A 25965-nucleotide genomic window follows, 5' to 3' on the forward strand; every position below is an offset into this window, starting at 1 on the left:
CGCCGAACTAAATTGCCCCAACCCCCCCTCACACAGGGGAAAAGGGAAATTAGTTCGGCAGAATCGGACTATTTACCATTTTTCAGCAGGAATCCTCGGTTTAATTCGGAGAAATCGGACTAACACAGCCTCACCTCACAATTCACACCACTTGCCAAAAATGACTAGATAAACGAAAAAGGCAGTCCTTACTTCACAGTAGGGCTGCCCTTTTTCATCAATGTTTCCATCTGATGCTCTTCACTCACCCGGTTCATGAACGCATGAAGGTCCCCCTCTGTTTCACATACGGCAGCATGTTCCAACCAAATAAAGAATTTCTTCTTAAGAATGGCTGATGCATGCAGAGGGTATGTGTCCCGTGACTTGATAATATACAATCCTGAGGAAACTTCATTCCACGGTGAACTGAAAATCGTGCGGATCGATAATCGAGTCCGAGTCTCCCAATCCTGCTTTTTTTGCTGGTTTCTTATCGACTCATACATTCTTATAACGATCTGATGATCGGATACTGGGGTCCATTTTGATACTCCGGTTTGGATAACGTTGTGAGTGATCTCGGACTCTTCTTTAGTAAACCAGTACCCAACAATAATAGGGAAACGATTATCTTCTTCTAGCCATAAGACACCGAACCATTCGTAATCTAAATCAATCGGATTCAACAAATGTGGTAGTATCCCTAAATAATATCGGGGGGAGGAAGTCATGGCAGTTCTCCTTTTTGACGTAATCTCAGAAGTCAGTAGTGAATGAATATATGACATAATTGTATGTTTGAGCCATATAAAAAGGGGATAAAGAATGAATAACAAACGTATAAAAATACAATAAAAATGAAATTCCTTTCGTTTTCTCAATGTCGTTGGGGCATTGGGGTATGCCTGAAAAGTAGCAAAAACGGGAGTAAGTCGAAGTATTTCTATTGAAAATGCATGCAATTTATCATTGGGCGCGCTTTCATAAACGATAGATGCCACAGATTGCGAAATAAGAATCTCCAGAACATTTTACATTCATGATCAATCGGCGTAACATTCGGTTCAACAACAGATCATGTTAAGCAAAACGCTGAGTTCCCGTAAGGGAAACGGGGGAACCAACCGGAACCGAAGGGATGTAGAATCGGTTTCTCGGGGTGAATCTAAAGCAAGCATAGCTTGCAAAGGTAGGGCACTTCCAAGTCCGAATCCGACAGCTAACCTCGTAAGCGCATTGGGAGAGAACCGCCTTCTTTTCGTGCCTTCCACAGTTCGTGTATTCACGCTGTTCCGAAGCTCGAGAGTAGAGATTCTCTGCTCTTTGGCTTCTTTTTGTTGTTCACAAATTGAGGAGAGTGAATCTATTATGTATCCCGAACCCCTGACTCTAGTAAGAGAGTCTGATGTATGTACGAAGGAATGCAAGATTACCCGCATTGAATGTTTTCAATTCGATTGCGAGCTATCAGATAAGCTGCTGCCTGGGCATGGTACGGACTGTCATTGCGGTTTACTGACGATTTCTACGAATCTCGGAACATGTGGTTTAGGGCAATTCGTGATTCCATGCGGCAACCTGAAAGGGGATTTTGTTCAATGGGCGTCAGTTTTCCAGAAGCTCAAAGGTCTAACCCTTAAGGATGGTTTGCAGTACGTTCATCAGAAACAAGAGGCATGGGGAGAAATACGATCTCATTTAATTGCATCTGCACTAACGAATTTATCTGAAAAGTTAGAGAACTTATCAACTGCAAGTGAGCAAGAACTAATTTTCTTATCTAATCGCACTTATTTATTTGAGCATTCTGGGGCGTATATCTCTTTCTAGTGTCCCGAATATTGTAAAAAAGCACCTTCAACCACTGTCTTTTGAGTGGGGAGGTGCTTTTTTTTTGGCTTCCGTATATCCAATTTTTATACTTTTTTTATACGGACCACACAGATTCTTTACCCCCTTTTTATACAGATCGGCGTTACAATGTTTCAGGAAAGGGGGCAGTGATCATCATGTTTAACGATGTAACTATTATTTTATTATTTGCAGTAACCTTTCTAGGATTTTGGGGATTTGCGAAATATTGTGAGAAGGCGTAAGCGTATGCTTTCAAAAGTCGTTTTTCAAGCAAAACGTTAGGAGGCAATCATATGATTGTTATTGGATTAATTGGATGTGCCATCATGGTATATCTTGGTTTTGTTTTAGTTAAACCAGAGAAATTTTAATTGTAGATTATGAGCTTACGTAAGCAGGGGGAGAGCCTACTATGGGTATGGGATTGTTACAAGTCGTCGTTACACTAGGGATTATCATGCTTTTGGTAAAGCCCGTGGGCAGCTACTTGGTTAAAGTATTTGGCTACGAAAAGAGTGGCCTTGATCGTGTTTTTGGTCCGTTCGAGCGTGTATCTTATCGCATCATGGGCGTTAAAGAAGACGAAGCCATGGGGTGGAAAAAGTATGTAGGAGCTGTCCTGTTAGTTAACTTTGTCATGATGCTTCTTATGTATGCTGTGTTTCGGCTTCAAAAATACTTACCACTTAATCCTGATGGCATAGGTAATATGCCTCCGGCACTCGCTTTCAATACAGCTGTTTCTTTCATTACGAATACGAACTGGCAAGCTTACAGTGGTGAAAATGCCATGTCCTATTTGTCACAAATGGTGGGACTTACGTTCCCGATGTTTACTTCGGCAGCAACTGGATTTGCTATTGCCGTTGCCTTCACACGAGGTTTAGTTGGCCGTCAAGATAATCTCGGGAATTTCTATGTGGATATAACGAGGGCGATTACACGCGTATTCCTGCCACTTAGCTTCATTGTTGCTTTGATCCTAGTTTTTCAAGGTGTTCCACAAACCCTACTAGGTGCCGTACAAGCTACAACCATTGAAGGTGCTGGGCAAACCATTACTCGTGGTTTAGTTGCTTCTTTTGAATCTATTAAACACATAGGCACCAACGGTGGTGGGTGGTTCGGTACGAATGCCGCGCATCCATTTGAAAATCCAACGCCTGTTGCGAATTTAATTCACATTATTTGTATGATGCTCCTGCCTACATCGCTGGTGTACGCATTCGGACTCATGATCAAGAACAAAAAGCAAGGTTGGACGATCTTTGCTGCTATGGGGATCATCTTCATCGTGATGTTATCCACGGTTTTTTACGCCGAATATAAAGGAATTACGGCAATTGATGCGATGGGTGTCCATAGCAATATGGAAGGCAAAGAAGTCCGATTCGGACCTTCCCAATCTGCTTTATTTACAGCCGTTACCACAGCTGCAACAACAGGCAGTGTAAACAATATGCATGAGTCACTTACACCGCTTGGAAGCATTGTACCTTTTGCAGAAATGATGTTGAACAATGTGTTCGGTGGTAAAGGTGTAGGCTTGTTAAATGGCTTGCTTTACTTGATTTTATCCGTGTTTATCTGCGGGTTAATGGTAGGGCGTACGCCAGAGTTTTTAGGGAAAAAGATTGAAGGCAAAGAGATTAAGCTTGCGGCCATCGCGATTCTTACCCATCCGCTCATCATTCTTGCACCGACAGCCTGGGCGCTTATTCGACCTGAATCGATTACTTCCATAGCCAACCAGGGCACGCATGGTCTCTCAGAAGTACTGTATGCCTTCACATCGGGTGCAGCCAATAATGGATCGGCCTTTGGTGGCCTGACCGCGAACACGAACTTCTACAACTTGGGCATTGGGTTGGTGATGCTGTTCGGCCGTTACATTTCGATCGTCGCGATGCTAGCCATTGCGGGTTCACTTGCGACGAAGCGAGTCGTTCCTGTTACGACGGGGACACTGCGAACGAATACGCCTTTATTTATGGGAATTATGATTATGATTATTTTAGTTATTGGTGCTCTAACGTTCTTCCCGGCGCTGGCATTGGGGCCGATTGCTGAACATTTGGCGGCGCGTTAAAAGGTAGACGTAATAGAGATGGAGGATTGATTGGACTGTGGAACGTAAAAAAACATTAACGAAAGACATTATGAATCAAGCAATTGTTGATTCGTTCAAAAAATTAAATCCTTGGATTATGATCAAGAATCCGGTTATGTTCGTTGTTGAAATCGGTACGCTGATTACACTACTGCTTTCCTTAGCACCAGAGTTATTCGGCAGCTCAGAAGTAGGGCGTGGTTATAATATCGCGGTATTCCTGATCTTGCTGTTCACCTTGCTATTCGCTAACTTCGCTGAGGCGTTGGCGGAAGGTCGAGGTAAGGCTCAGGCTGATTCCTTGCGGAAGACGAAATCCGATACGATGGCTCGCTTGGTTCAAAAGGATGGCTCTTATAAGCAAGTATCGTCGACTTTACTCCGTAAGGGAGATGTGGTCCGCATTGAAATTGGCGAGCTGATCCCTTCAGATGGCGAAATCATTGAAGGCTTAGCCTCTATTGATGAGTCTGCGATTACAGGTGAATCCGCTCCGGTCATTAAGGAAGCAGGCGGCGATTTCTCATCTGTGACAGGCGGTACACGGGTAGCTTCGGACTATATCGTTGTCAAAGTATTGACGGATCCCGGCGAATCATTCTTGGATCGCATGATCGCACTCGTCGAAGGTGCCAAACGGCAGAAAACGCCGAACGAAATTGCGTTAACGACGCTGCTTGCTGTATTGACGCTGATCTTTTTAATCGTCATTATGACCATGGTTCCGATGGCATCGTATTTAAACGTGAAATTAGAAATTTCCACGTTGATTGCACTGCTGGTATGTCTCATTCCGACGACAATTGGGGGACTCTTGTCAGCGATCGGTATCGCCGGCATGGACAGAGTGACGCAGTTTAACGTGCTGGCGATGTCTGGTAAGGCGGTTGAAGCAGCTGGCGATATCGATACCATGATTCTGGATAAAACGGGGACGATTACCTTCGGTAATCGGATGGCTTCCGAGTTTGTGCCCGTGGGTGGTAAATCCGCGAAAGACATTACCTTTGCAGCTCTGCAAGCGTCTGTGAAGGATGAAACACCAGAAGGACGCTCCATTGTGGAACTTGCGAATAAACTTGGCGAGTCTTGGCAAGCTGATCACTACTCGGATGCTGAAGTGGTGGAGTTCACCGCAGAAACGCGGATGTCCGGGCTGGATTTAGCAGACGGTATCAAATTCCGTAAAGGTGCGGTAGATGCGATCAAAAAATATGTAACTACGCTTGGCGGGAAAATTCCAGATGACCTAGAAATGATTACGAACAGAATCGCGAAAGCCGGAGGTACACCGTTGGCTGTCACGATTAACGAGCGGATCTATGGTGTTATTTACCTCAAAGATACGGTAAAACCGGGCTTGAAGGAACGATTTGCGGAGCTTCGCGCCATGGGTATCAAAACCGTCATGTGTACAGGGGATAACCCACTTACGGCTGCAACGATTGCACTCGAGGCCGGTGTGGATGAGTTTATTGCTGAAGCGAAGCCAGAAGATAAAATTGCGGCGATCAAGAAAGAGCAGCAAGAAGGTAAGCTTGTTGCGATGACAGGCGACGGCACAAATGACGCGCCTGCGCTTGCGCAAGCGGATGTAGGACTCGCGATGAATTCAGGGACGATGGCGGCCAAAGAGGCGGCTAACATGATCGATCTGGATTCTGATCCGACCAAGCTGCTATCTGTCATCTCCATTGGTAAACAGCTGTTGATCACTCGTGGAGCTTTGACGACGTTCTCAATCGCCAACGACATTGCTAAATACTTCGCGATCATTCCTGCGATGTTCATTCTAGCTATGCCGCAGCTGCAGTCCTTGAATATTATGAATCTGGCGTCGCCAGAATCGGCTATTTTATCCGCTTTAATTTTCAATGCCATCATCATTCCGCTGCTGATTCCCATTGCGATGAAGGGTGTGAAATACCGCGCAATGTCAGCAGATCGATTGTTGTCTCGCAATATTTTGATCTATGGTATCGGTGGTGTGGTTGTGCCATTTATCGGTATTAAAATCATTGATATGGTGCTTCACGGCTTAAATATTGTATAGAGAGAAAGAGAAACGAGGAGATCACGTTATGAAATCGGTTATGATAGCTGTTCGTGTGTCGTTATTGTTCATGATCGTCTGTGGACTCATTTATCCACTTGCTACGACAGGAGTGGCTCAAGTTTTATTTTCCAAACAAGCAAACGGGAGTCTCATAGAATCAGAAGGTGTCGTGATTGGATCTGAATTACTAGCGCAATCGTTCGAGTCCCCGAAGCTATTTCATCCAAGAGCTTCTGCAGCCAAGTATGATCCTACAGCATCATCTGGCTCTAATACAGTGGTAGCTTCCAGCGATTATGCAGCGGCGATGGCAGAAAAAATTGCGGCCTGGAAGTTAGAAAATCCGAAACTAACGGATATCCCAGCGGATATCGTCACTGTTTCCGGATCTGGATTCGATCCAGATTTGTCTCCAGAAGGAGCGAAAGCCCAGGTCCCAAGAATTAGTAAGGAAACGGGGATCACCGCAAACGTGCTCAATGATTTAATTGACCACATGTCAAAAAAGAGACAGCTAGGCATTTTCGGTGAACCTAGAGTCAATGTAACTGAATTGAATATGGAACTGCTCAAACAAGTGAAATTGTGAGAAATTCTTTATCGAGCAGGCAACCACTCTCGTTTTTTTGAGAGTGGTTTCTGCACTTTTTAGAGACAGGGGAAGAGGTTGCAAGTATGGATGGTTTCAAAAGAAAAACACCAGAAGAGATCCTATTATCCATCTCCAAACTGCACCGCGGCAGCTTGAAAATTTATATCGGGGCGGTCAGCGGATCTGGTAAAACCTATCATATGCTACGAGAGGGACATAATCTCAAAGGGCAAGGGATCGATGTGGTGATATGTGCGGTTTCGACTCTCCAACGACCGGAAACTGTGGAACAATTAGGGGATTTGGAGCGGGTACCCAGCATTCATTGGATGAAAGACGGCGTGGAACAAAAGGATCTGAATTTGGATGCCTTACTCGAAAGAAATCCTGAAGTTGTTCTCGTTGATGGTCTTGCTCATCACAACCGGGATGGCGCGCAATTTCCAACTAGGCTCGAAGATATTAAATATTTACTCTCGCATGATATTAGCGTGATCAGCACGGTGAATGTCTATGAGTTGGAAGGGGCGATGGAGGTTGCTCATAAACTGACTGGCATAGAAGTTGGCCACTGCGTCCCCTCTGATACATTAGAGCTAGCTGATGAGGTGAGACTCATTGATGCAACGCCGGAAACGATTTTAACTCGGCTAGGAGAGGGGCATTTAAAGGGGAACAGAGATGCGGCCTTATTTAAACGCGGTAATTTAGGTGTGCTCCGAGAATTGGCCCTGCGACTTGTTGCCGAAGATGTGAACGATTCTTTGGAGGCACATCGTGAACAAATGGGGTTCCAGGGGCCGTCAGGAGCGACGGAACGTATTCTGGTTACAACCCAATATCACTGGAATGGATCCATTTATGTACGCCGAGGTCAACAAATCGCGAAGCGATTGAATGGTGATCTGCATGTCGTCACGCTGCGTAAAAAGGGCAAAACGCTTACCAAAGAAGCGGCTGCATTTCGAAGGTCAATTATGAAGCTTGTAGAGAAAGTAGACGGGAAATTTGAAGAGCTCCCGATTTCTTTTCGCCGCTGCATCCCTCAGATTTTAGTTGACTATGCGAATGCCAATCATGTTACACGTATTATATTAGGGCATTCCAAACAAACGAAATGGCAAACTTTTCTGCAAGGCTCGGTTATCAATGGGGTGTTAAGAAGAACAAAACATATCGATGTATTTCTGGTGGCCGATCGAGCTTCTCAGGAGGGAGAGCGCATTCTGCCTGCTCATATTCACACGCCCAAGGAGCCTTACAAATTTAGACGTCTGAGCAAGCAGGAAGTGGAAGCGAAAATTGAAAAAATAAAACGCGGCAGATTCAAGGTTTATATTGGCGCTGCGCCTGGTGTCGGTAAAACGTACACGATGCTGCGGGAAGGTAATGATCTGCTCAAAAAGGGGATCGATGTGAAGATAGGTTTGCTTGAAACCCATGGAAGAATAGAGACGACCCAGCAAGTGGGTGATCTTGACATTGTGCCGCGAGCTGTAAACCAATATCAAGGTATTAACTTGATGGAGATGGATACAGAAGCGATCATTCGTCTGCGACCTGAGGTGGTTCTGGTTGATGAACTTGCGCATTCCAATGTACCAGGAAGTAAGAATAAGAAACGCTATGAAGATGTGCTGGAGATTCTAGAAGCAGGCATTTCGGTTATCTCGACTGTCAACGTTCAGCATTTGGAAAGCCTGAATGATGCAGTTGAGCATATAACGGGTATTCGCGTGCGGGAAACGGTTCCAGATAGTATTTTACGTGCTGCAGATGAAGTACAGTTAATTGATGTTGCTCCAGAAGCGCTGCAGCTTCGAATGAGAGACGGCAAGATTTATGCGATGGTCAAGGTGGATCAGGCGCTGAACAACTTTTTTAAAACAGGGAATCTGATCGCCTTACGTGAATTAGCGCTGCGTGAAATCGCGGATGATGTTGATGAACGATTGGAATCCATGGAGCGTAAGAGCTCTCTGCGTGGTCCGTGGCGGCGGAAAGAAGTCATTTACGTCTGTGTGACGGAAATTTCGCAGGCCGATCGCTTAATTCGGAGAGGGTTTCGCATTGCGCATCGGCTTAAAGCAGTATGGCATGTAAGCTTTATTGTGGCTCGGCATACGCATGATGAGTGGAAGACAAAGCTAGAGACGCTAGAGAAGCTAACCATTCGCTTGGGAGGCGAATTTTCGTACCAAGAGGTAGTGAATCGCAACCAAATTCCACGTGATTTTGCAGCAAAAGCAAAGAATGCCGGAGCTACGCAAATCATCGTTTGGAAAGACGCTATCGTCAAAAAGCTTATACCGCATGCAAGCACAATGGATGTGCTTATTGTTGCGGGTTATGACTCGTGGCAAACTTCCCGAAATAGGGTAAAATAAGCCTATGGAAACTCAAAAAAATGAACATGCAAACTGGCAATCGTATGGTGTGACTGCACTTTTTATCGTCTTGTTGACGATATTTTTACAAGGATTTGAACTATTCTTTGATCTTGTCAATATCGCGCTTCTCTATTTATTTCCGGTTTTGTTTAGTGCTGTTCGATGGGGAAGGGGGCCCTCTTTCTTTGCTGCGGGACTAGGGGTGTTAGCTTTTGATTTCTTATTTGTTCCACCCACTCTCAGTCTAACCGTTGCTGATTTACGTTATGTCCTAACCTTTGTTGTGTTCTTGTGTGTGGCTGGCCTAACGTCAAGCCTTGCTTCAAAGCTTAGAAAGCAATTCCAACAAGCGCAGCAGAAAGAGGCGAATACCGCTGCCTTGTATGCGTTAAGTCGCAAGATTACAGCCATTTCGGATTTAGACATTTTGCTGGAGCAGATTGTTCAACATGTTTCCGATACGCTTAATGCGAAGGCTGCGATCATTTTGCCAAACCCAGAAGGTGAACAGCAGGTAGAAGCTTTTTCGAAGGATAGTGGAGAATGGGCGGGCGAGGAAGCCCACCTATCTATCGCCAAATGGGTGAGCAGCAACAATACGATTGCGGGTCGAGGGACTCGCACATTGAGTGAATCATCGGATCTGCATGTCCCCTTAGCGACAGACCAGCAGGTACATGGTGTGCTTGCTGTCCAAGTTAGCGAACGATTAATGTCCGATATGCCAGAGCTTATTCGGATCATTGAAGCGCTCTCGGATCTTGTGGCCGTTGCAATTTCCCGGGTTAAGCTTGCGGATGAGGCCAAAGTGGCACAATTGACTGCCGAGTCGGAGAAGCTACGTACGGCCTTGCTGGATTCGCTCTCCCATGAATTGCGCACGCCGCTGGCTACAATTATTGGCTCTGTTACGGGATTACTCGAGGGGGAGGACGTCTTTGGCCCAGAAGATCGGCGAGAATTATTGTTAACGACGCGCGAGGGAGCTACTCGCATGAATCGACTTGTGGGGAATTTGCTCGGTATGGTTCGGATTGAAAGCGGAATGTTACGCTTAAATAAAATGTGGTGCGGGATCGAGGATGTTGTCGGTGTTGCCTTAACACAGTTGAAGGATGCCCTGCAGTATAGATTCGTTCAGATCGTGCTGGATCCGGATCTGCCATCCGTTCCGCTAGATGAAGTTCTTATGGAACAAGTGCTGATTAATGTGATCAGCAATGCCATTAAGTATTCGCCTGAAGGCAGCGAAATCCGTCTTGAAGCTGAGAAGGATGGCGATTGGTTGCGCCTGACCATTACAGATGAAGGAGCGGGCATTCTCCCATCTGATAGGGAACGGATATTCGAGAAATTTTATCGGGGAAGTCGTACTAAGCATATTCCTGGTACAGGGCTTGGACTTGCGATCTGTAAGAGCATCGTGGAAGCGCATGGTGGTTTGATAAGCGCTGGTGCGAGGGGCGACGGCAGTCAAGGCACTGTTATCCAACTACAATTACCTTTATCTCCGTAATCGCTTGTATCACAATTCGCTAAGAGGGACGGAATGAAATATGACAGCCACAGGGGCGAAAATTTTAGTCATTGATGATGAGGCACAAATACGAAAGTTATTGCGGGTCACCTTGACCGCGCACGGTTTCGAAACGGCAGAAGCTGCAACAGGTCAGGATGGTTTGCTGCAGGCGGCGATGTTCCGTCCGGATCTCATCGTACTAGATTTGGGCCTGCCGGATCTGACTGGCATGGAGGTGCTGGACGGCATTCGTGAGTGGTCGAATGTGCCCATCATTATTTTAACGGCGCAGGATCAAGAGCCAGACAAGGTTGCTGCCTTGGATCGCGGCGCAGACGATTATGTGACGAAGCCATTCGGCATGGGCGAATTCATGGCCCGCATGCGCGTGGCTCTTAGGCATATCGCCAAAGCGCCGGATGAGCCTGTGCTGAAGCTCGGCCAGCTTGTTATTGATTTGGCCAAGCGCAGCGTAGAGCTGCATGGTGAGAAGCTGAAGCTAACGCCAACCGAGTATGATTTGCTCAAGGTGCTTGGCGTAAACGCTGGACGTGTCATGACACATAAGCAGCTGCTTAAGCAAGTGTGGGGTGGTCAGCAATATGAATCTGACAGCCAATACCTACGCGTATATGTAGGACATTTGAGAAAGAAGATCGAAACAGATCCTGCGAGACCTCAATATATATTGACGGAGCCAGGGATTGGGTATCGGTTTGCTTGGCAAGAGAATTAACGAAGTGGAGCTCAACGATAAGAGCTTCTAACAGGCAAGGACAAAGCTTCTACTCCCACGATGGCGCGGGGGAGGAAGCTTTTTTAGCTCTTTGAGGCTGTGGGTTAAGCGAAGTTTCCCACAGATTAATAGGTCGCAATAATGCTGGTTGTGAGTAGAGTGGGGTTGGTCGAGAGGAAGTAGTGTGCTGCGTGTTCATTTGAGTAGCTAGTTTTCAAATAAATGTAAAAAATACAGCTAAAATCGCCGTATCTCCTGAGATTTATCGAATAGATGGAAAAAGTACAGCTAATATGAGCGAGATCGGCTGAATGGTGGATTATTGTGAAAATTAACTGTAGGAAATCCATCTAATGCTCCCAAAAGGTGAGAATCAGTAAAATTAGCTTCATAAAATCCATTTAATTTGTTTAGTGGGCGTTGGAGACAGGCTGGATGGTCGGAGCGGCATATGGAGTAGAAGTAGGAGTAGTGTGCTGCGTGTTCATTTGAGTAGCTAGTTTTCAAATAAATGTAAAAAACACAGCTAAAATCGCCGTATCTCCTGAGATTTAGCGAATAGATGTAAAAAGTACAGCTAATATGAGCGAGATCGGCTGAATGGTGGATTATTGTGAAAATTAACTGTAGGAAATCCATCTAATGCTCCCAATAGGTGAGAATCAGTAAAATTAGCTTCATAAAATCCATTTAATTTGTTTAGTGGGCGTTGGAGACAGGCTGGATGGTCGGAGCGGCATATGGAGTAGAAGTAGAAGTAGCAAAAAAACCAGTTAACATCGCTAAACTCGATGTTAACTGGTTTAATTTGTCTTGAAGAATTAACAAGTAAAGGAGTCAATAAAGCGCAAATCAATCCCAAAGAACATCCAAGAGAATCCGGTCCAGCGGAAGCCAGAAATGGATGTCCTTCCAACGAACACTGGGAAATACCAGTATTGTTGTCCGTTGCTTTGCCAGATATATGTGAATCTGAACAAGCAGCGGGAGATACCGCCTGGATCTACGGCGTAAACACCAGGTGCTTTAAGCGGCTTAGTGGGAATCTGGGATGGGGGCGCAGAGGTTGGTGGTTGATATCCACCTTGACCTGTTCCAGGTCCTGGAGGTGGAAATCCTGGTCCGGGTCCACCTGGGAAACCGCCAGGTCCGCCAGGGAATCCTCCTGGTCCACCGGGGAAACCGCCAGGTCCACCCGGGAACCCTGGTCCACCTGGGAATCCACCTGGTCCACCGAAGCCGCCTTGCCCACCTGGGAAGCCTGGCATCATGCCGCCAGTCCCTGGGAAGCCCGGTCCACCGAAGCCACCTAGTCCGCGCGGATCATAGGCAGGTACCCAGCCGTAGTATTGAGGTACGGGATAGCCGTAAGGGTATGGCGTATCTTGTGGATAATAAGCAGTTGGATAGTTTGATTCCGGTGCTGCGCTTTGTGAAATCTCCGTATCAAGCTCTACGTCACGCAGTTCTTGTTTTTTGTTCGAAGCCATTCGTGAAGTCCTCCTTAGGTAAAAGCGGATTGTCGATACTTACTATATGCAGGGGGATAGACGGATGTCACGGATAGCAAATAACAAAAGTAAAGGATCGCTAGTCCTATATGGAATGGTATAATAGAAGTAACTGGGAAAATTAACCTAGATAATTTTGTCGAAATATAGGTTATTTCTCCCATATATGCGAAGGCACATGTCGTATATAATAGAAATTGGTATGATTTTGAAATTAATGGAGCGGGATTTCTTGAGAGACCTATTGGGTGAAAGATTAAGATATGATGTGACAACAAGCTATGGGCTAGTCTTAGTTCCTATCCATACCGTTCTCAATCAAGAGCATTTGGACTTATTTAAGCAGCATCGCATTGATACGATGGATATCGTAACCACGACTATGCCTGATGGCCAGACGCAAGCTACACCTGCTCATGACGCAAACCGTCTTGTTCAAAAAGCGACGGAATATGCCAAAGACTTATTCGAACGTATTCAGACGCAAAAGAAAATACCACTGCTTGAGATTAAGTCAGAATTAATTCCTATCGTCCAGCAAGCGGCAGATAATCCGGATCTCTTTCAATTATTTCAAGCTGTCAAAGCGAAGGATGAATACACCCATCAACACAATATTGGTGTGGGCATTCTTTCGACACTCATTGGCAAATGGATGGAGCTCGCAGATACAGAAGTGGCGCTTTTATCTTTAGCAGCGACCATGCATGATGTGGGTAAAATCAAAATTTCACAAGAAATTCTAATGAAGCCAGGCAAATTAACGACAGAAGAATATGAAGAAATTAAAAAGCACACCATTCTAGGCTATAATATGCTGCGTGAAACGGTAGGCATTAACTATCGTGTAGCTCTGGTTGCCCTGCAGCATCATGAGCGAGCAGATGGGACGGGATATCCCCTGCAGCTGCAAGATAGTCAATTGGATAAAATGAGCCGTATTGTAGCTGTTGCAGATGTGTTCCATGCGATGTCATCGAAGAGGCCCTATCATGAAATGATGCCCTTTCATGAGGTTGTCAGTCGCTTAAGGAAAGGTTTCTTTGGCGAATTAGATCCGCATATTGTTTCCGTATTTTTGCAAAATATCATCTGCAATCTTGTCGGCAGGCAAGTGCTTCTCACAGATGGCCGTTGGGGCGAAGTCGTCTATATTAATCCAACGGATGATACGAAACCGCTCGTGAAAATCGAAAATACCTTTCTTGATCTCAGTCGAGAAAGACACATTCATATAAAGGAAGTTGTCATATGAAGCCAATGATCTCAGAAAAGTCAGACGTTTTACTTCAATTTTATTCCAACTATGGTCTAACTCAACGTGAAACCGAAATCCTTTCTTTACTTGCTACATATGGGTATACCAACAAAGAAATTGCCGAAAATTGCTGTATTAGTGAGAAAACAGTGAAAATTCACCTTGCCAATATTATGGGTAAAATCGGTATTGGCTCCATGCGGAAGCTGCTAGCATTATTGTTGCAGCAAGCTCTGCTAGTTTCAAGATTAGGCGCGGGTGAATCCGTCCGCGTAGCATCGATGGGAATGAGATAATCAGGGAGTTTTACCTAGTAAAAGCAGCCTATCCTCTAGGGGGAAAGTGCTGCTTTTTGCATTCTACAGCTTGCTTAAATTTGATACGATTTGGAACTATAAATTGATAATATTGTGTTGACATGATACGAAAAGTATCTTAAAGTAAGAGTAACAATTAAGATACAAATAGTATCATAGCAAACCGAAATAGACTTCTATTGGAGGGGAATTATGGAAATTAATTTCAAGGAATATCTGATGGTTATAAAGAAGCGATGGTGGCTTATCGTTATTGTCGTTTTTATTTGTACCTTCCTCACAAGTATGTATACAACTTCGAATTATGTTCCGATCTATCAGGCATCAACGAAATTAATCGTGAATAAAACATTTGAGCAAGATCAACTGGGAACGGAGCAGATCGATTATGGTGCGATCGGTGTGAATATGGCACTGATCAATACCTACAAAGAAATCATTAAAACACCAGCTATTATGGACAAAGTCGTCCAACGTTACCCTGATTTACGAGTATCGACAGATCAATTAATTTCCATCGTCAACGTGACCAATTTAAATGATACGCAAGTTATGTCGATTGTCGTCAGACATTTCTCACATGAAAGAGCTGTTGGTATCGCTAACGCTGTCTCCGATGTGTTCCAAACAGAAATCCCTCATATCATGAAGGTTGATAATATTACGATTCTGAATCGAGCCAAAGTTCAGGACAATCCTACCCCAGTGAATCAAAAATCGAATCAATACATGATCTTAAGCTTTTTTGCTTCCTTGGCTGCTACAATTGGTATCATTCTGCTATTGGATGCGTTAGATGATACGTTGAAAACAGACGCGGATATCCGAGAAGTATTCGAACTTTCAACCTTGGCCCACATACCGAAAGCTAAGTACGGAAAGTTGAAAGTGAAACGGAAAAATAAATTAAGTAAAAAAGCAGAGGATATTCCATATGCGAAAACTATCTACTAATTCGACAACAGTCGCCTTGAAGCAAATTATACATAACTCCACGACCTCAGAAGCATATCGTTCATTGAGATTTAACATTGAATGCTCCGTATTCGGTCGAGAGGCCAAGACCATTACGATCACTTCGGCAAGTCGGGGTGAAGGCAAGACAACAACTGCGGTTCAATTAGCTGTCGCCTATGCTCAGATTGGAAGTAAGGTCATGCTGCTTGATGCGGATCTACGAAATCCATCGATTCACTCGGTATTTGGTGTTGAACCTAGTCATGGGTTAACGAACTATCTGGAAGGGCAAATTTCCATTAATGAAATCGTACGAGAAACGATCGTAGAGAATCTCGAATTAATCCCGTCGGGATCGAGGACGCAGAATCCTTCGGGATTGTTAGCCTCTAAGTTAATGGATACCCTACTCGCATCGCTGAAAGAGAACTACGATATTGTCATTATTGACTCCTCCTCGTTACTGACAATTACGGATGCGAAAATTATGGGATCCAAGAGTGATGGTGTCCTGCTTATTGTTGAACATGGCAAACTCAAACGTGACATTGCGAAGAAAGTGAAAGAAGAGCTCATGTTAACGAATATGAAGTTGATTGGCGTTGTACTTAATGAAGTGAAAGACCATCAGGCAGATGCTTATCTCTAATCAATTCTTTTGAAAAAATAAAGTAAGGGGAGAGAGTTTATAGCGAATGAGACAAAAAAGAAGAAAGCCACAGTCGCGAACTGTAAGAATTGCTTCTATTTTAACGCTCAGTATTGGAATTTTGGCGGGATGTTCGGATACCGCGATTGTGAATACAGACGCAAATTCAGTCTACACGGATCAATCGCAACAACCGGTTAGAGTGTTCAAAGTGATTAAACAAAAAATTGGAGACTCGCCAGAGCGCGTCGCAGAAGTACAATTTTCTGCTCAATTTAAAATAATGTCTAAAGCTACCGGTGAAATTGAGCAAGTTATGAAGAAGCGCGGCGATATGGTTCAAGAGGGCGATGTCATTCTGAAGTTGAAATCCAGTGAAATTCTTGCAGGGCGGGAAGCAGCTGCTGCAACCGTTCAATCGCTGCAGGACGCGATTGGAAAAGCGAGAGTAAGAGGACAGAAGGAAACGGAGAATCAGAAATCTGAATTAAGTAATAGCATTCAAAAAATGGAACTGGGGATGACCTCGCTCGTCCGCAGCTACAATAAAATGAAGAATGACTTTGATATTGGACTCGCAACCAAGGCTCAGCTATACCAAATGGAAACGCAGATGATGAATGCTCGGATGGATCTAGATCAAATGAAGGTTAAATTACAAACATTTGACCCCATTGATATGACATCGGAAATGGATTCGCAACTAAAAGCTGCTAAGCTTACCTTGCAGCAGGTTGAGCAATCGATCCAGAATCTTGAAGTAAAGGCTACTGTCAGCGGTCTTATGACGGAGATGCCATTTGAAGCCGGAATGGGCATTCAGGCAGGAGCACAGATTGCGATGATTCAAAGGTTGGATCCTATCAAAATTAAGTCTCAGCTATCAGATGAAGAGATGAAGCTAGCCAGTGGGAAGACAGAGATGTCGTACTTACTTCCTAACAACAAAACCAAGTATCAAGGGGCTATTAGCTATCTCTCGAAAGTCATCGATCCTGAAACGAAAGCCTATGAAATTAATCTTGAAGTACCTAACAAGGATCTTAGCTTAAAGCCAGGTACGAAGTTGAAGCTGCAACTGTCGGAGGAAAAGGATCTTATTGTGTTGACGGTACCGACCTATAGCATTGTTAGAGAAGGCGATAATGCTTATGTATATGTTGTTTCGGGAGATACCGTCGAGAAACGAAATATTCAACTTGGCAGATTAAACGAACCTAAGCAAGAGGTGCTTTCTGGTCTTAAGGAAGGCGAGATGGTTGTGAAATCTAATCCTAGCGCTTTAACGGATAAAGCGAAAGTTCAAGTAGCGGCAGTTGAAGAGCAATAAATAAAAATGGAGTGACTTTATTTGAAAATACATTGGAAAAAAACAACGATAATGTTCATCCTAGCCGTTTCTCTGGTCATTCCATCGGCATCCTTCCATGTTGCTGCTGATGAGAAGTATTCACAATCCTACACGCTTAGTCGTTACCAACTGACGGAATCTCTACAAGTTGATGTTAAAAGCGTATTAAATGAACCTACTTCAGAGGGAACCAGAATCGGCGCTGTTGTTCGTTACTATAACGCTGGTGAGCGCTTAGTCGGTGTCCCTGAGTATGAAGTTCGTGTCAAAACGAACGAGGGTTTGGAATACATTATGCGTCCTAGTCAAGCAAATGCGAGGAATATTCAACCGAAGGAAACCATCGAGCTCAGCTATTTCAATGTCGTAGATCGATATGACGTATTTGCCTTAGATGAGCTATCATGGTCGGATGTGGATGAATTCGTCTATCCGAAGGTGGAAAAGCGAATTATCTCACTGCCTATCGCGGATCTGGAGTGGAAAGGGGATAAAGCGAACCTTTCAGACCCAGCTCAAATCAAGCAGTGGCAGGATACATTCACCATCCCTATGCTTACGGACAAAATCCAATATCAACCTGTGAGTTTGAATGAACAGAATACGGCCAATGGGATCAAAACAGTCGTCGGATTCCTTGCAACCAACATTGGAGACAAGCCCATCACCGTACCTGATTTTCGAATAAATGGGAAGTCAGGGAATAAAGTATTTATTGGTGAAAGACTAGAGCACGATGAACTTATACTTGATCCTGGTGAGAAGAATTATGTGCACTACGCCATACCGGTCAAGAGCCGAGCGGAGTTGAAAAACCTAACGGTGCTAACGCCGGAGGATTTTGTAGCAGATGATAAAACGCATATCTCTTACACGATTGGTAGATTGATGATCAATCTAGTAGGTGCAACCAATTCAACTACATTACTAAATCCATTAGGGTCCTATGAGTTGAATAAGCCGATTCAGTTCGATCCCATCAGTCAATTGATTCGATCGGATATTGAGGTATCCATGGTTGACCTGAATATGAGCGAGAGCGCAGGCGGCGGTTTCAAAGCCGTGGTTGCCAAGTTTAAATTACTGAATAAAAGTGGCGATTCCGTCCCAGTTCCTTCCTTCCAAACGGTGCTGACAATTGCTAACGGTAAAAAGTTCTCAGGTACTAGGCAGGATACGAAGGTAGATTTGCTGATCCCCAATATTAGCTACGTTATCTACTATACGTACATTGTGCCAAACTCAGAGACGGGTGAGCGTCTAACGATGGAGATTCTTGATGGCAAAAAGGTTGAGCCCTATAACTTCACCATCGCTGCGTTCAAGACGAAAGTTATGGATACAACAGACAGCACCCTAGCTTTCTATCCATTTCAGGTTAAAATAAATGACACGTCATTGCAAAGAAGCTTCAATCTAGGAAACGGACCTAATTATTCCTATAAGTTAGGTGTGGCCTTTGATATTAAACTGCAGGATGAGATTGTCGTGGATCAGAGCTTTTCCAAGCTGAGATTAGAGGTAGCGGATGCCTCAAACCGAATTATGACATCGAAAGTATATTCGTTCGTGGGCGAGAAAAAGCTGGTGACCGGTACAGAAATCCTGACCTTCGATGCTGATACTTTAGAAGCTACGTTAACCCTTCGTTTCTATGAAGTGATAGATACCCCATTCGGAGAAGTAAGAAAACTAGTTCAAACGTTGAAAGAATAGGAGAGAAGAAAAGATGGAAAATGAGGATATGAAACAAAAAGTGTATTCTCCACCCATGGTGTTAAGCCAGCAACCAGTCAGGTTTGAAACAGCCCAGAGTTGGAATAAGGGTCATGGTAATATAAAGCATCCCGGAAACGGTAATGGTGGTATTAACTATCCGAATCCTCCCTACACAGGGCCGCATAATGGAAAGGGTAATGGAAAGCACTAGAAAAAGCTATTCTGTGGAGGTCAATGAGATGCTATATGGAGCAAGTTGGCCTCCTCTATTAATGAAGTTTCGAGGGGTAGAAGCATGGAACACATATATACGATAATTGGTGAGCATTGTATTCAAGTGCAGAGTCAGTCGAAGAAGATCATAGATTGGATCCGGAGAAATTTCGCAATTATACCCGCGTCACCGTCTTCCCCTCATCTAAGGGTTAGGCTTCATGAAGGATATGGTGTTCCGTTTGTAAATTATGAGGTATCCATCAAACAGGAAGAGAACAATCAAATTGTCTATCGAAGGTCTGATTACCTCATCGTGGTTGATAGTGATTATCGTGAAGCATCGATCTCTGTGCACAATGAATTAGCATTAAAGCATGCGTTCATGAATCTTTACAGCTCATTTCTCGTGCATACGCAGTGGGGACTACTCATTCATTCGTCTTGCGTGATCGAGAATGATAAGGCTTATTTGTTCGCTGGTCACTCTGGCGCTGGCAAATCAACCGCAGCGAAATTGTCTGATCCTCGTGAGCTCCTCTCCGATGAAGCTACGATTGTCAAAATTACACCAGGGACCATAACGGTGTTTGATTCACCTTTTCGAAGCGAATTATCTAGATCAGGTTGTATGGAAAAGAGTTCACTAGCAGGTATCTATTTATTGAATCAAGCGACCTCTAATCACAAGGTAGCACTTAGCAAGTCAGATGGTTTTCTACAACTCGTTGATAAAGTGTTTTACTGGGCACATAGCCTAGAAGAAACGGTTAATATTTTACATATGTTACTGGTATTGGCCAAAGCAGTCACGATTAGTGAATTGCATTTTCAGAAAAATGATACTTTTTGGGAGTTGATCTCGTAATGACGCAATATGTACGAATGAATAATTATGAGTCTATTGAGCTGGATATGGAATGGATTATTCTCAATACGGATGAGTATACGTTAACGAAGCTGAATGGTGTGGGTGGATTTTGCTGGTCTCTTCTCGGCACGGCACAGTCTATAGACACAATTGCTGATGCGGTACGTAATGAATTTCAGTCGGTTCATAGCGATGTTGAAACAGATGTCGAAGTGTTTTTGCATGATATGATGAATCGGGGTCTTGTTCAGCTTGCTGGATCATAAGGACATCGATCAGGTCATTGCACAAACCATGGAGAAACGAGGTTGGATTGATCTGCCTGCGCAGGGTATGAGCATGTATCCTTTTATTAAGAAGGGGGATATTTGTAGATTTGTGCGCGTAGAAGCATCACATATGAAAAAAGGGGATATTCTCTTATTTCGCGCCCGAGACGGTCATTTGATCGCCCATCGGTTGTCCCGTATCGTGATGAACAATCAACAACCACAATATCTGTGCAAAGGTGATACGAATGTAACGTATGACGAATGGATTGGACAGGATCAGATCATCGGAAGAATGATTTGGAAAAACCGCAATGGCCGGCGTATTCAAATTACGAATCTAGCTTCAAGTACATGGGGCTGGGCTATACTTACACTCCCTCAGTTATCGCGATTAGTTCAATTCTATTTGGTTCGAAGCAAACTGGCGAAATCGTAGAATGAGTAATGGAGTGTCGATGACATGAACAGTTTATTGAAAATGAAAGAAACTCGCAGAACGTATAACGTTTTGAAGCCCTACATCAAGAAACATCGCAGACCTTACATAGGTCTCCTCCTCTTACTCTTCGTTGAAATTATGCTAACTATTGGATTCTCATGGTTTTTTGGTTCGATTACAGATGCAGCAATTCATAGTAACATCTCACGGATGAAATGGTTAGTACCTCTTGGTATCGCACTTGTTCTACTTAGTATTACCTCCACTTATCTGAATACCCTTTGGGAGACGATTGCCACCAATGCTGTTAAAAGGGACTTCTCCGAGCACCTATTCAAACACATTTTACAATTACCAGGCAAACAAGTAGATCGTATTCATTCTGGCGATTTATTAGCTCATTTCACGAATGATATTCATAACTTAGATGGCATTATTGGCAGCAGCCTAATAAATTTGATTAAGTTACCTTTTACTTATGGTGCTGTTCTCATTTATTTACTGCACATCAATTGGAAACTAGCGCTTATATGTGCATGTGTAGCACCAGTGGCCATGGTTTCTGGGGTTATCTTTGGCATATTACTGCGAAATAATAATCGGCGAATTCAGAATTTGGTTGTTCAATTTAATGTGCTGTTAAATGAAACATTTCAAGGCTTTTTCGTTATTCGCTCCTTTCTTATGGAGAAAGCCGTATTTACGAAATATGCGATTAAAAATAAGAAGCTCTATGCGTTGGAACTGAACAATGCCAGGCTGCGTGGATGGTTTTATGTAGGGAGTCAAGCTGCCGCTTCACTAACATTTCTAGTCAGCTTATGTTTGGGTTCCTATTATATCTCCATGGGTCTGTTATCTGTAGGAGCTTTACTAACTTTTATCAACCTCGTCAATCATTTGGTGTATCCATTAACCGAGTTCGCCGGACAATGGGCTGGCTTGCAGAAATCGATGACTGCAATGGAGCGAATATTTAAAGTATTGGAGATCCAAGCGGAATCAGATGATTTCCCAGCAGCGATGAAAGTAGAACCCTTTGTGTCCTCCATTGCCTTCCACGATATTACGTTCCAGTATGAGGGGCAAGCCACTTTATTTGAACATCTGAATTTACACATTCCAGCTGGGAAAATCGTTGCCATCGTAGGATTAAGCGGAGCTGGGAAGACCACTTTGTTCAATTTGCTCCAGGGTTTCTATAAACCGCAGGCGGGTGAGATTTCAATTAATGGACGCCAAATTTCATGCCTGTCGCTTTCTGAGCGAAGAAGTCTGTTCGCTCATGTTTCTCAGGAAACGATGCTGTTCAGCGGTACAATAAGAGATAATTTGCTAGTTGCGCGGCCTGATATTACCGATAGGCAAATGATCGAAGCGACTAAAATGGCGGGAATTCATGCCTATATTTCATCGCTTCCTCAGGGCTATGATACAGAAATTGGCGAAAACGGGATGAAGTTTTCGGGTGGACAACGACAACGGTTGGCGATCGCAAGAGCGATTTTGAAAGATGCACCTATACTTTTATTAGATGAGGGCACGTCAGCCCTAGATAGTGAGACGGAATACCATGTGAAAGCGGCATTGGATCGCCTCATGCATAATCGGACCACGCTCATTATTACACATCGCCTAGCTTCCATTCACAAAGCAGATTACATTATCGTGATGGACAAAGGGGAAATTGTGCAAATGGGACGACATGAGGAGATGATGCAAAAGGAAGGGATATATCGTCGTTTACATGGTATGGAATCAAAGAGGGGGGAGTGGGACTATGCTGATGCCTTTCATCAAAGCGTTGTATGATCCCCAAGCTTCTCTTCCGCAGGAGTCGATGTTGTATGAGAAGGCACTCGAGGAAATCAAACGATATTCCATTGGCTCACAAATGCATGCTTTAATCCATCAGCAGGGAAAATGGGCCCAGGTTCCTACTTTTTTTCAGGAACGTTTAAAGCAGTTTTCTGATGAGACGCGTTGTCTTAATTTTTTTATCAAAAATCAACTTGACCAAATCCTTCGACAGTTTGAGACATCGCATATTTCCATTATTCCGTTAAAAGGTGTTCGATTTGCTGAAAAGTATTTCGGTCATTTTGGCGCTAGAGCGACTTCGGATATTGATGTATTAATCCAGAAGTCCGATTTGGATATCGCGATTCGATGTCTAAAATCTCTCGGGTTCGACATTGAGGAGCTGAGGTCTCCAGCTCATTTCCATTGGAGTTTCTCCAAACGATTGCCGTCTAGTCCGATTCCATTGACCGTTGAGCTGCATTGGAATGTACTTGTGGAACAAACATCCAATATCAATATGAGTGAATTCTGGGAGCATGCGACGCCATTCGCATCGTATCAAAATGTGAAGGAACTATCCGTCTATCATACGTTCTATATGATTTGCTTGCACGGTTGGAGTCATTACATGGACTCGCCTAAATATTATATGGACATTATGCAAATGCTCCATCGGCATCCTGATGACATTAACTTTGAAGTGCTCTTTAAAGATGCTGCTTCTCATCAAACATTAAGAAGAATACACCGAACCTTAGTGAACGTGTACGGCCATTTCCCTCATCTAGGGGATATTAAAGAGCTGCCTGTCTCTTATAAGAAGGCAAGTAGTACGTCTGGCAGCCGTTATTGGGTGGCTTTAGCGAATAAGATTCATAACAAATTCTTTAACTTTGATTCGGCTTCGCATACCTGCGCTGCGCTGATCCATGCCTTCTATAACTTGGGAAATTCAAGGTTTTCTAGCAGAATAAAAAAGTTTTAATAAGCAGTTGACAGTGAAGATAGAAGATGATATTCTGAGATTGTTCTTGATAAAGAACGATATGAGAGCAGATAGAGAACGCACAGAGAACGACAAGAGATTGCTCAAGCGAGCTCCATTCTTAAAAAACTCACCAGTAAATGTTCTCTAATAAGAATATTTACCAAGAATATGAACTTTGAGATTTGGCTATGTGGAGGGAAAGTATGAGTGCAATAACGGGGATCTATCACTTCAGTCAAGAGCATATAAGTACTGAGCATGGCCAAAGATTAATGCAAGGATTACAGAAGTATCCATCTGATGATGTTCGGACATGGTATGAACAGAACGTTTTCCTTGGCTGCCATTCGCAATGGATTACACCAGAATCAGTGGGAGAACGCAATCCATATTATGATTCAGCAAGACGATTAGTGGTAGCCGCTGATGCGATTATTGATAATCGTGATGAATTGTTCCAGCTATTACATGTAGAAGCAAGTAGGCAGAAATCGATGACTGATAGCGAGTTGATTTTACTAACTTATAGCAAATGGGGCGAGGATGCGCCTAAGTATTTGATTGGTGACTTCGCTTTTATGATATGGGATGAGAGAAATCAGCTGTTGTTTGGTGCAAGAGATTTCTCGGGTAGTCGCACGCTCTACTATCATTGTAACAAGGAACGTTTCGCATTCTGTACGGTTATTCAGCCTTTGCTAAGTTTATCCCAAGTGGATAGAAGTATAAATGAACATTGGATCGCAGAATACTTGGCAAATCCAGGTGTGATCGAATGCGTTGACGACACGTCAACTGTGTTTAGAGACATTCAACAGTTGCCTCCATCTCATTCCATATCGATCACTAGTGAGAGAGTGACTGTATCGAGATATTGCAAAATCACGCAGCAGGAAGAACGATTGAAACTGAAGTCAGATAAAGAGTATGAAGAGGCGTTCCTGGATGTGTTTCAACAATCTATCCAATCTAGGCTACGAACGCATCGTCAAGTTGGAGCCTTCTTAAGCGGTGGACTTGACTCGGGCACAATCGTCAGCTTAGCGGCCAAAGAATTAAATAGGAAAAATAGTAAATTACATACGTATAGTTATATTCCAGTTGAAGATTACATCGATTGGACACCTAAAAGTGAAGTAGCGGACGAAAGACCGTATATCCATTCGACGGTTAATCATGTTGGGAACATTACCGATAACTATTTAGATTTTAAAGGGAAAAGTGCATTAACCGAGGTAGATGATTGGCTCGAGATGTTGGAAATGCCCTATAAAATTTTCGAAAATTCCTACTGGATCAATGGCATATATGAAAAAGCGCAAAAGCAAGGTGTAGGGGTACTCCTAAGTGGGGCCAGAGGAAACAATACAATCTCATGGGGACCTGCCTTGTCCCATTATGCTTCTCTATTGAAAGAAATGAAATGGATTCGCCTCTTTAGAGAAATGGAAATGTATAGCGCCAATAATGGCGTGAAAAAAACCAGGTTCATGAAGGCTGTCGCTCAAAAGGCATATCCCTTCATGAGTCGTAGGAATGGTCAGCAAGATGCGTATCACTTCCCTACGCTGATCCATCCTGATCTTGCGGAACGAACAGATGTTTACAGGAAGCTACAAGCATACGATATATACTCAAATGGGTTTACTAGTCCATCCAATATCTTCGAGACTAGAAAAAAACATTTTGAACAAACGTTTGTATGGAATCTAAATGGTACTTGTGGTACGAAATCATCGCTACGCTATTCCGTTTGGAACCGAGATCCAACGAATGATTTGCGAGTGATTAAGTTCTGTCTCTCTGTTCCAGAGAACCAAACAGTGAAGGATGGTATGGATCGTGCTTTGATCAGGAGATCAATGAAAGGATTACTACCTGATCAAGTGAGATTAAACCAACGAATTCGAGGTATTCAAGGGGCCGATGGTATTCAGCGCATGGTACCAGCCTGGGATTCATTCATTCAGGAATTGCAGCAGCTTGTTGAAGATCCTCAGATCTCGTCGTACATTAACATTCCGATTGTCAAGGAAGCGATAGCCAAATTCCAGGGTACCTCGCGGCCGAGTAATCCATTCGACGCAGATTATAGCATTCTAATGCGAAGTTTAATTATGTACCGATTCTTACAAAAAAATGCTTGAAGGGAGGTGAGTATATGAACAAAACATGGGAAAAACCAGAATTAGAAGTACTTGATGTGAAAATGACAATGACAGGATTTCCGGATCAAAAACGGGATTTCTTAGACACAAATCAAACAGAACACCTTATGGGGCCTAGCTAGGTTCAGGTTATCTAATACTTATAATTCCTGTGTTAAAAGCCCTTATACTGGAAAGTATGAGGGCTCGTTTTTTACTACGTCCTACAAG

General features: G+C 43.7%; 24 protein-coding genes and 1 riboswitch. Of the genes, 22 read left to right on the plus strand and 2 right to left on the minus strand.

Going from position 1 to position 25965, the window contains the following annotated elements; all coding sequences use genetic code 11:
• Positions 1-188: 188 nt before the first annotated feature.
• Positions 189-713: a hypothetical protein gene (locus GC096_RS14050; protein ID WP_171631010.1), complete on the minus strand. Its 525-nt coding sequence runs from the start codon at positions 711-713 to the stop codon at positions 189-191.
• 349 nt (positions 714-1062) lie between these two features.
• Positions 1063-1232, plus strand: a riboswitch (cyclic di-AMP (ydaO/yuaA leader).
• Positions 1233-1350: 118 nt separating this feature from the next.
• Here GC096_RS14050 and GC096_RS14055 point away from each other — a divergent pair.
• From GC096_RS14055 to GC096_RS14090, 8 genes are all read left to right on the plus strand, one after another.
• Positions 1351-1812: a hypothetical protein gene (locus GC096_RS14055; RefSeq protein ID WP_171631011.1), complete on the plus strand. Its 462-nt coding sequence runs from the start codon at positions 1351-1353 to the stop codon at positions 1810-1812.
• 317 nt (positions 1813-2129) lie between these two features.
• Complete coding sequence (locus GC096_RS39550) at positions 2130-2207, plus strand: potassium-transporting ATPase subunit F (protein ID WP_171631218.1); 78 nt, start codon at positions 2130-2132, stop codon at positions 2205-2207.
• A gap of 47 nt (positions 2208-2254) precedes the next feature.
• Complete coding sequence (kdpA, locus tag GC096_RS14065; RefSeq protein WP_171631220.1) at positions 2255-3925, plus strand: potassium-transporting ATPase subunit KdpA; 1671 nt, start codon at positions 2255-2257, stop codon at positions 3923-3925.
• Between the two features lie 37 nt (positions 3926-3962).
• Positions 3963-5999: a potassium-transporting ATPase subunit KdpB gene (gene kdpB, locus GC096_RS14070; RefSeq protein ID WP_171631013.1), complete on the plus strand. Its 2037-nt coding sequence runs from the start codon at positions 3963-3965 to the stop codon at positions 5997-5999.
• 28 nt (positions 6000-6027) lie between these two features.
• Positions 6028-6591, plus strand: coding sequence for a potassium-transporting ATPase subunit KdpC (kdpC, locus tag GC096_RS14075; RefSeq protein ID WP_171631014.1), 564 nt, complete (start codon positions 6028-6030; stop codon positions 6589-6591).
• Between the two features lie 86 nt (positions 6592-6677).
• Positions 6678-8981, plus strand: coding sequence for a histidine kinase (locus tag GC096_RS14080; RefSeq protein ID WP_171631016.1), 2304 nt, complete (start codon positions 6678-6680; stop codon positions 8979-8981).
• 4 nt (positions 8982-8985) lie between these two features.
• Entirely contained in the window at positions 8986-10500 is a 1515-nt protein-coding gene (locus GC096_RS14085) for a DUF4118 domain-containing protein (RefSeq protein ID WP_171631017.1), read from the plus strand.
• Between the two features lie 40 nt (positions 10501-10540).
• The gene (locus GC096_RS14090; RefSeq protein WP_171631019.1) at positions 10541-11239 is read left to right on the plus strand and encodes a response regulator; all 699 of its coding nucleotides are present in this window, start codon (positions 10541-10543) and stop codon (positions 11237-11239) included.
• Positions 11240-12060: 821 nt separating this feature from the next.
• Here the strand turns inward: GC096_RS14090 and GC096_RS14095 are convergent.
• Complete coding sequence (locus GC096_RS14095) at positions 12061-12729, minus strand: hypothetical protein (RefSeq protein WP_312886268.1); 669 nt, start codon at positions 12727-12729, stop codon at positions 12061-12063.
• A gap of 253 nt (positions 12730-12982) precedes the next feature.
• Here GC096_RS14095 and GC096_RS14100 point away from each other — a divergent pair, with 253 nt between their 5' ends.
• The 14 genes from GC096_RS14100 (at position 12983) to GC096_RS14165 (ending at position 25877) form a co-directional block, all read left to right on the plus strand.
• Positions 12983-14005, plus strand: a complete 1023-nt coding sequence (locus GC096_RS14100) for an HD-GYP domain-containing protein (protein WP_171631021.1) — start codon at positions 12983-12985, stop codon at positions 14003-14005.
• On the plus strand, positions 14002-14304 hold the full coding sequence (locus GC096_RS14105) for a helix-turn-helix domain-containing protein (RefSeq protein WP_171631022.1): 303 nt from the start codon (positions 14002-14004) through the stop codon (positions 14302-14304). Before GC096_RS14100 ends, GC096_RS14105 begins: the two co-directional genes overlap by 4 nt.
• Before the next feature lie 213 nt (positions 14305-14517).
• Positions 14518-15279, plus strand: a complete 762-nt coding sequence (locus GC096_RS14110) for a YveK family protein (protein WP_171631024.1) — start codon at positions 14518-14520, stop codon at positions 15277-15279.
• On the plus strand, positions 15260-15931 hold the full coding sequence (locus tag GC096_RS14115; RefSeq protein ID WP_171631026.1) for a CpsD/CapB family tyrosine-protein kinase: 672 nt from the start codon (positions 15260-15262) through the stop codon (positions 15929-15931). The genes GC096_RS14110 and GC096_RS14115 overlap by 20 nt, the downstream gene beginning before the upstream one ends.
• Before the next feature lie 46 nt (positions 15932-15977).
• The gene (locus GC096_RS14120) at positions 15978-17261 is read left to right on the plus strand and encodes an efflux RND transporter periplasmic adaptor subunit (protein ID WP_171631028.1); all 1284 of its coding nucleotides are present in this window, start codon (positions 15978-15980) and stop codon (positions 17259-17261) included.
• 21 nt (positions 17262-17282) lie between these two features.
• Positions 17283-18998 (plus strand): hypothetical protein, encoded by a 1716-nt coding sequence (locus tag GC096_RS14125; protein ID WP_171631029.1) that lies wholly within the window; start codon positions 17283-17285, stop codon positions 18996-18998.
• A 13-nt stretch (positions 18999-19011) separates the two neighbouring features.
• A complete protein-coding gene (locus tag GC096_RS14130; protein ID WP_171631031.1) occupies positions 19012-19212 on the plus strand; it encodes a hypothetical protein in 201 nt (66 codons plus the stop codon).
• Positions 19213-19296: 84 nt separating this feature from the next.
• Entirely contained in the window at positions 19297-20082 is a 786-nt protein-coding gene (locus GC096_RS14135; RefSeq protein ID WP_171631032.1) for a hypothetical protein, read from the plus strand.
• Positions 20082-20351 (plus strand): PqqD family protein, encoded by a 270-nt coding sequence (locus tag GC096_RS14140; RefSeq protein WP_171631034.1) that lies wholly within the window; start codon positions 20082-20084, stop codon positions 20349-20351. Before GC096_RS14135 ends, GC096_RS14140 begins: the two co-directional genes overlap by 1 nt.
• Positions 20338-20793, plus strand: coding sequence for a signal peptidase I (locus GC096_RS14145; RefSeq protein WP_171631036.1), 456 nt, complete (start codon positions 20338-20340; stop codon positions 20791-20793). Before GC096_RS14140 ends, GC096_RS14145 begins: the two co-directional genes overlap by 14 nt.
• 24 nt (positions 20794-20817) lie before the next feature.
• Complete coding sequence (locus tag GC096_RS14150; RefSeq protein WP_171631038.1) at positions 20818-22608, plus strand: ABC transporter ATP-binding protein; 1791 nt, start codon at positions 20818-20820, stop codon at positions 22606-22608.
• A complete protein-coding gene (locus tag GC096_RS14155; protein ID WP_171631040.1) occupies positions 22577-23584 on the plus strand; it encodes a nucleotidyltransferase family protein in 1008 nt (335 codons plus the stop codon). Before GC096_RS14150 ends, GC096_RS14155 begins: the two co-directional genes overlap by 32 nt.
• 206 nt (positions 23585-23790) lie before the next feature.
• Positions 23791-25734, plus strand: a complete 1944-nt coding sequence (locus GC096_RS14160) for an asparagine synthase-related protein (protein ID WP_171631042.1) — start codon at positions 23791-23793, stop codon at positions 25732-25734.
• Positions 25735-25748: 14 nt separating this feature from the next.
• Positions 25749-25877, plus strand: a complete 129-nt coding sequence (locus GC096_RS14165) for a paeninodin family lasso peptide (protein WP_157264903.1) — start codon at positions 25749-25751, stop codon at positions 25875-25877.
• Positions 25878-25965: the final 88 nt, after the last annotated feature.

The organism is Paenibacillus plantarum (assembly GCF_013141695.1).
GTDB lineage: Bacteria > Bacillota > Bacilli > Paenibacillales > NBRC-103111 > Paenibacillus_E > Paenibacillus_E plantarum.

Bases quoted from the DNA above. Each gene is read 5' to 3' on its own strand.
- GC096_RS14050 (WP_171631010.1), bottom strand. From the start codon at position 713: ATGACTTCCTCCCCCCGATATTATTTAGGGATACTACCACATTTGTTG.
- GC096_RS14055 (WP_171631011.1), top strand. From the start codon at position 1,351: ATGTATCCCGAACCCCTGACTCTAGTAAGAGAGTCTGATGTATGTACG.
- GC096_RS39550 (WP_171631218.1), top strand. From the start codon at position 2,130: ATGATTGTTATTGGATTAATTGGATGTGCCATCATGGTATATCTTGGT.
- kdpA (WP_171631220.1), top strand. From the start codon at position 2,255: ATGGGATTGTTACAAGTCGTCGTTACACTAGGGATTATCATGCTTTTG.
- kdpC (WP_171631014.1), top strand. From the start codon at position 6,028: ATGAAATCGGTTATGATAGCTGTTCGTGTGTCGTTATTGTTCATGATC.
- GC096_RS14080 (WP_171631016.1), top strand. From the start codon at position 6,678: ATGGATGGTTTCAAAAGAAAAACACCAGAAGAGATCCTATTATCCATC.
- GC096_RS14085 (WP_171631017.1), top strand. From the start codon at position 8,986: ATGGAAACTCAAAAAAATGAACATGCAAACTGGCAATCGTATGGTGTG.
- GC096_RS14090 (WP_171631019.1), top strand. From the start codon at position 10,541: ATGACAGCCACAGGGGCGAAAATTTTAGTCATTGATGATGAGGCACAA.
- GC096_RS14095 (WP_312886268.1), bottom strand. From the start codon at position 12,729: ATGGCTTCGAACAAAAAACAAGAACTGCGTGACGTAGAGCTTGATACG.
- GC096_RS14105 (WP_171631022.1), top strand. From the start codon at position 14,002: ATGAAGCCAATGATCTCAGAAAAGTCAGACGTTTTACTTCAATTTTAT.
- GC096_RS14110 (WP_171631024.1), top strand. From the start codon at position 14,518: ATGGAAATTAATTTCAAGGAATATCTGATGGTTATAAAGAAGCGATGG.
- GC096_RS14115 (WP_171631026.1), top strand. From the start codon at position 15,260: ATGCGAAAACTATCTACTAATTCGACAACAGTCGCCTTGAAGCAAATT.
- GC096_RS14120 (WP_171631028.1), top strand. From the start codon at position 15,978: ATGAGACAAAAAAGAAGAAAGCCACAGTCGCGAACTGTAAGAATTGCT.
- GC096_RS14130 (WP_171631031.1), top strand. From the start codon at position 19,012: ATGGAAAATGAGGATATGAAACAAAAAGTGTATTCTCCACCCATGGTG.
- GC096_RS14135 (WP_171631032.1), top strand. From the start codon at position 19,297: ATGGAACACATATATACGATAATTGGTGAGCATTGTATTCAAGTGCAG.
- GC096_RS14140 (WP_171631034.1), top strand. From the start codon at position 20,082: ATGACGCAATATGTACGAATGAATAATTATGAGTCTATTGAGCTGGAT.
- GC096_RS14150 (WP_171631038.1), top strand. From the start codon at position 20,818: ATGAACAGTTTATTGAAAATGAAAGAAACTCGCAGAACGTATAACGTT.
- GC096_RS14155 (WP_171631040.1), top strand. From the start codon at position 22,577: ATGCTGATGCCTTTCATCAAAGCGTTGTATGATCCCCAAGCTTCTCTT.
- GC096_RS14160 (WP_171631042.1), top strand. From the start codon at position 23,791: ATGAGTGCAATAACGGGGATCTATCACTTCAGTCAAGAGCATATAAGT.
- GC096_RS14165 (WP_157264903.1), top strand. From the start codon at position 25,749: ATGAACAAAACATGGGAAAAACCAGAATTAGAAGTACTTGATGTGAAA.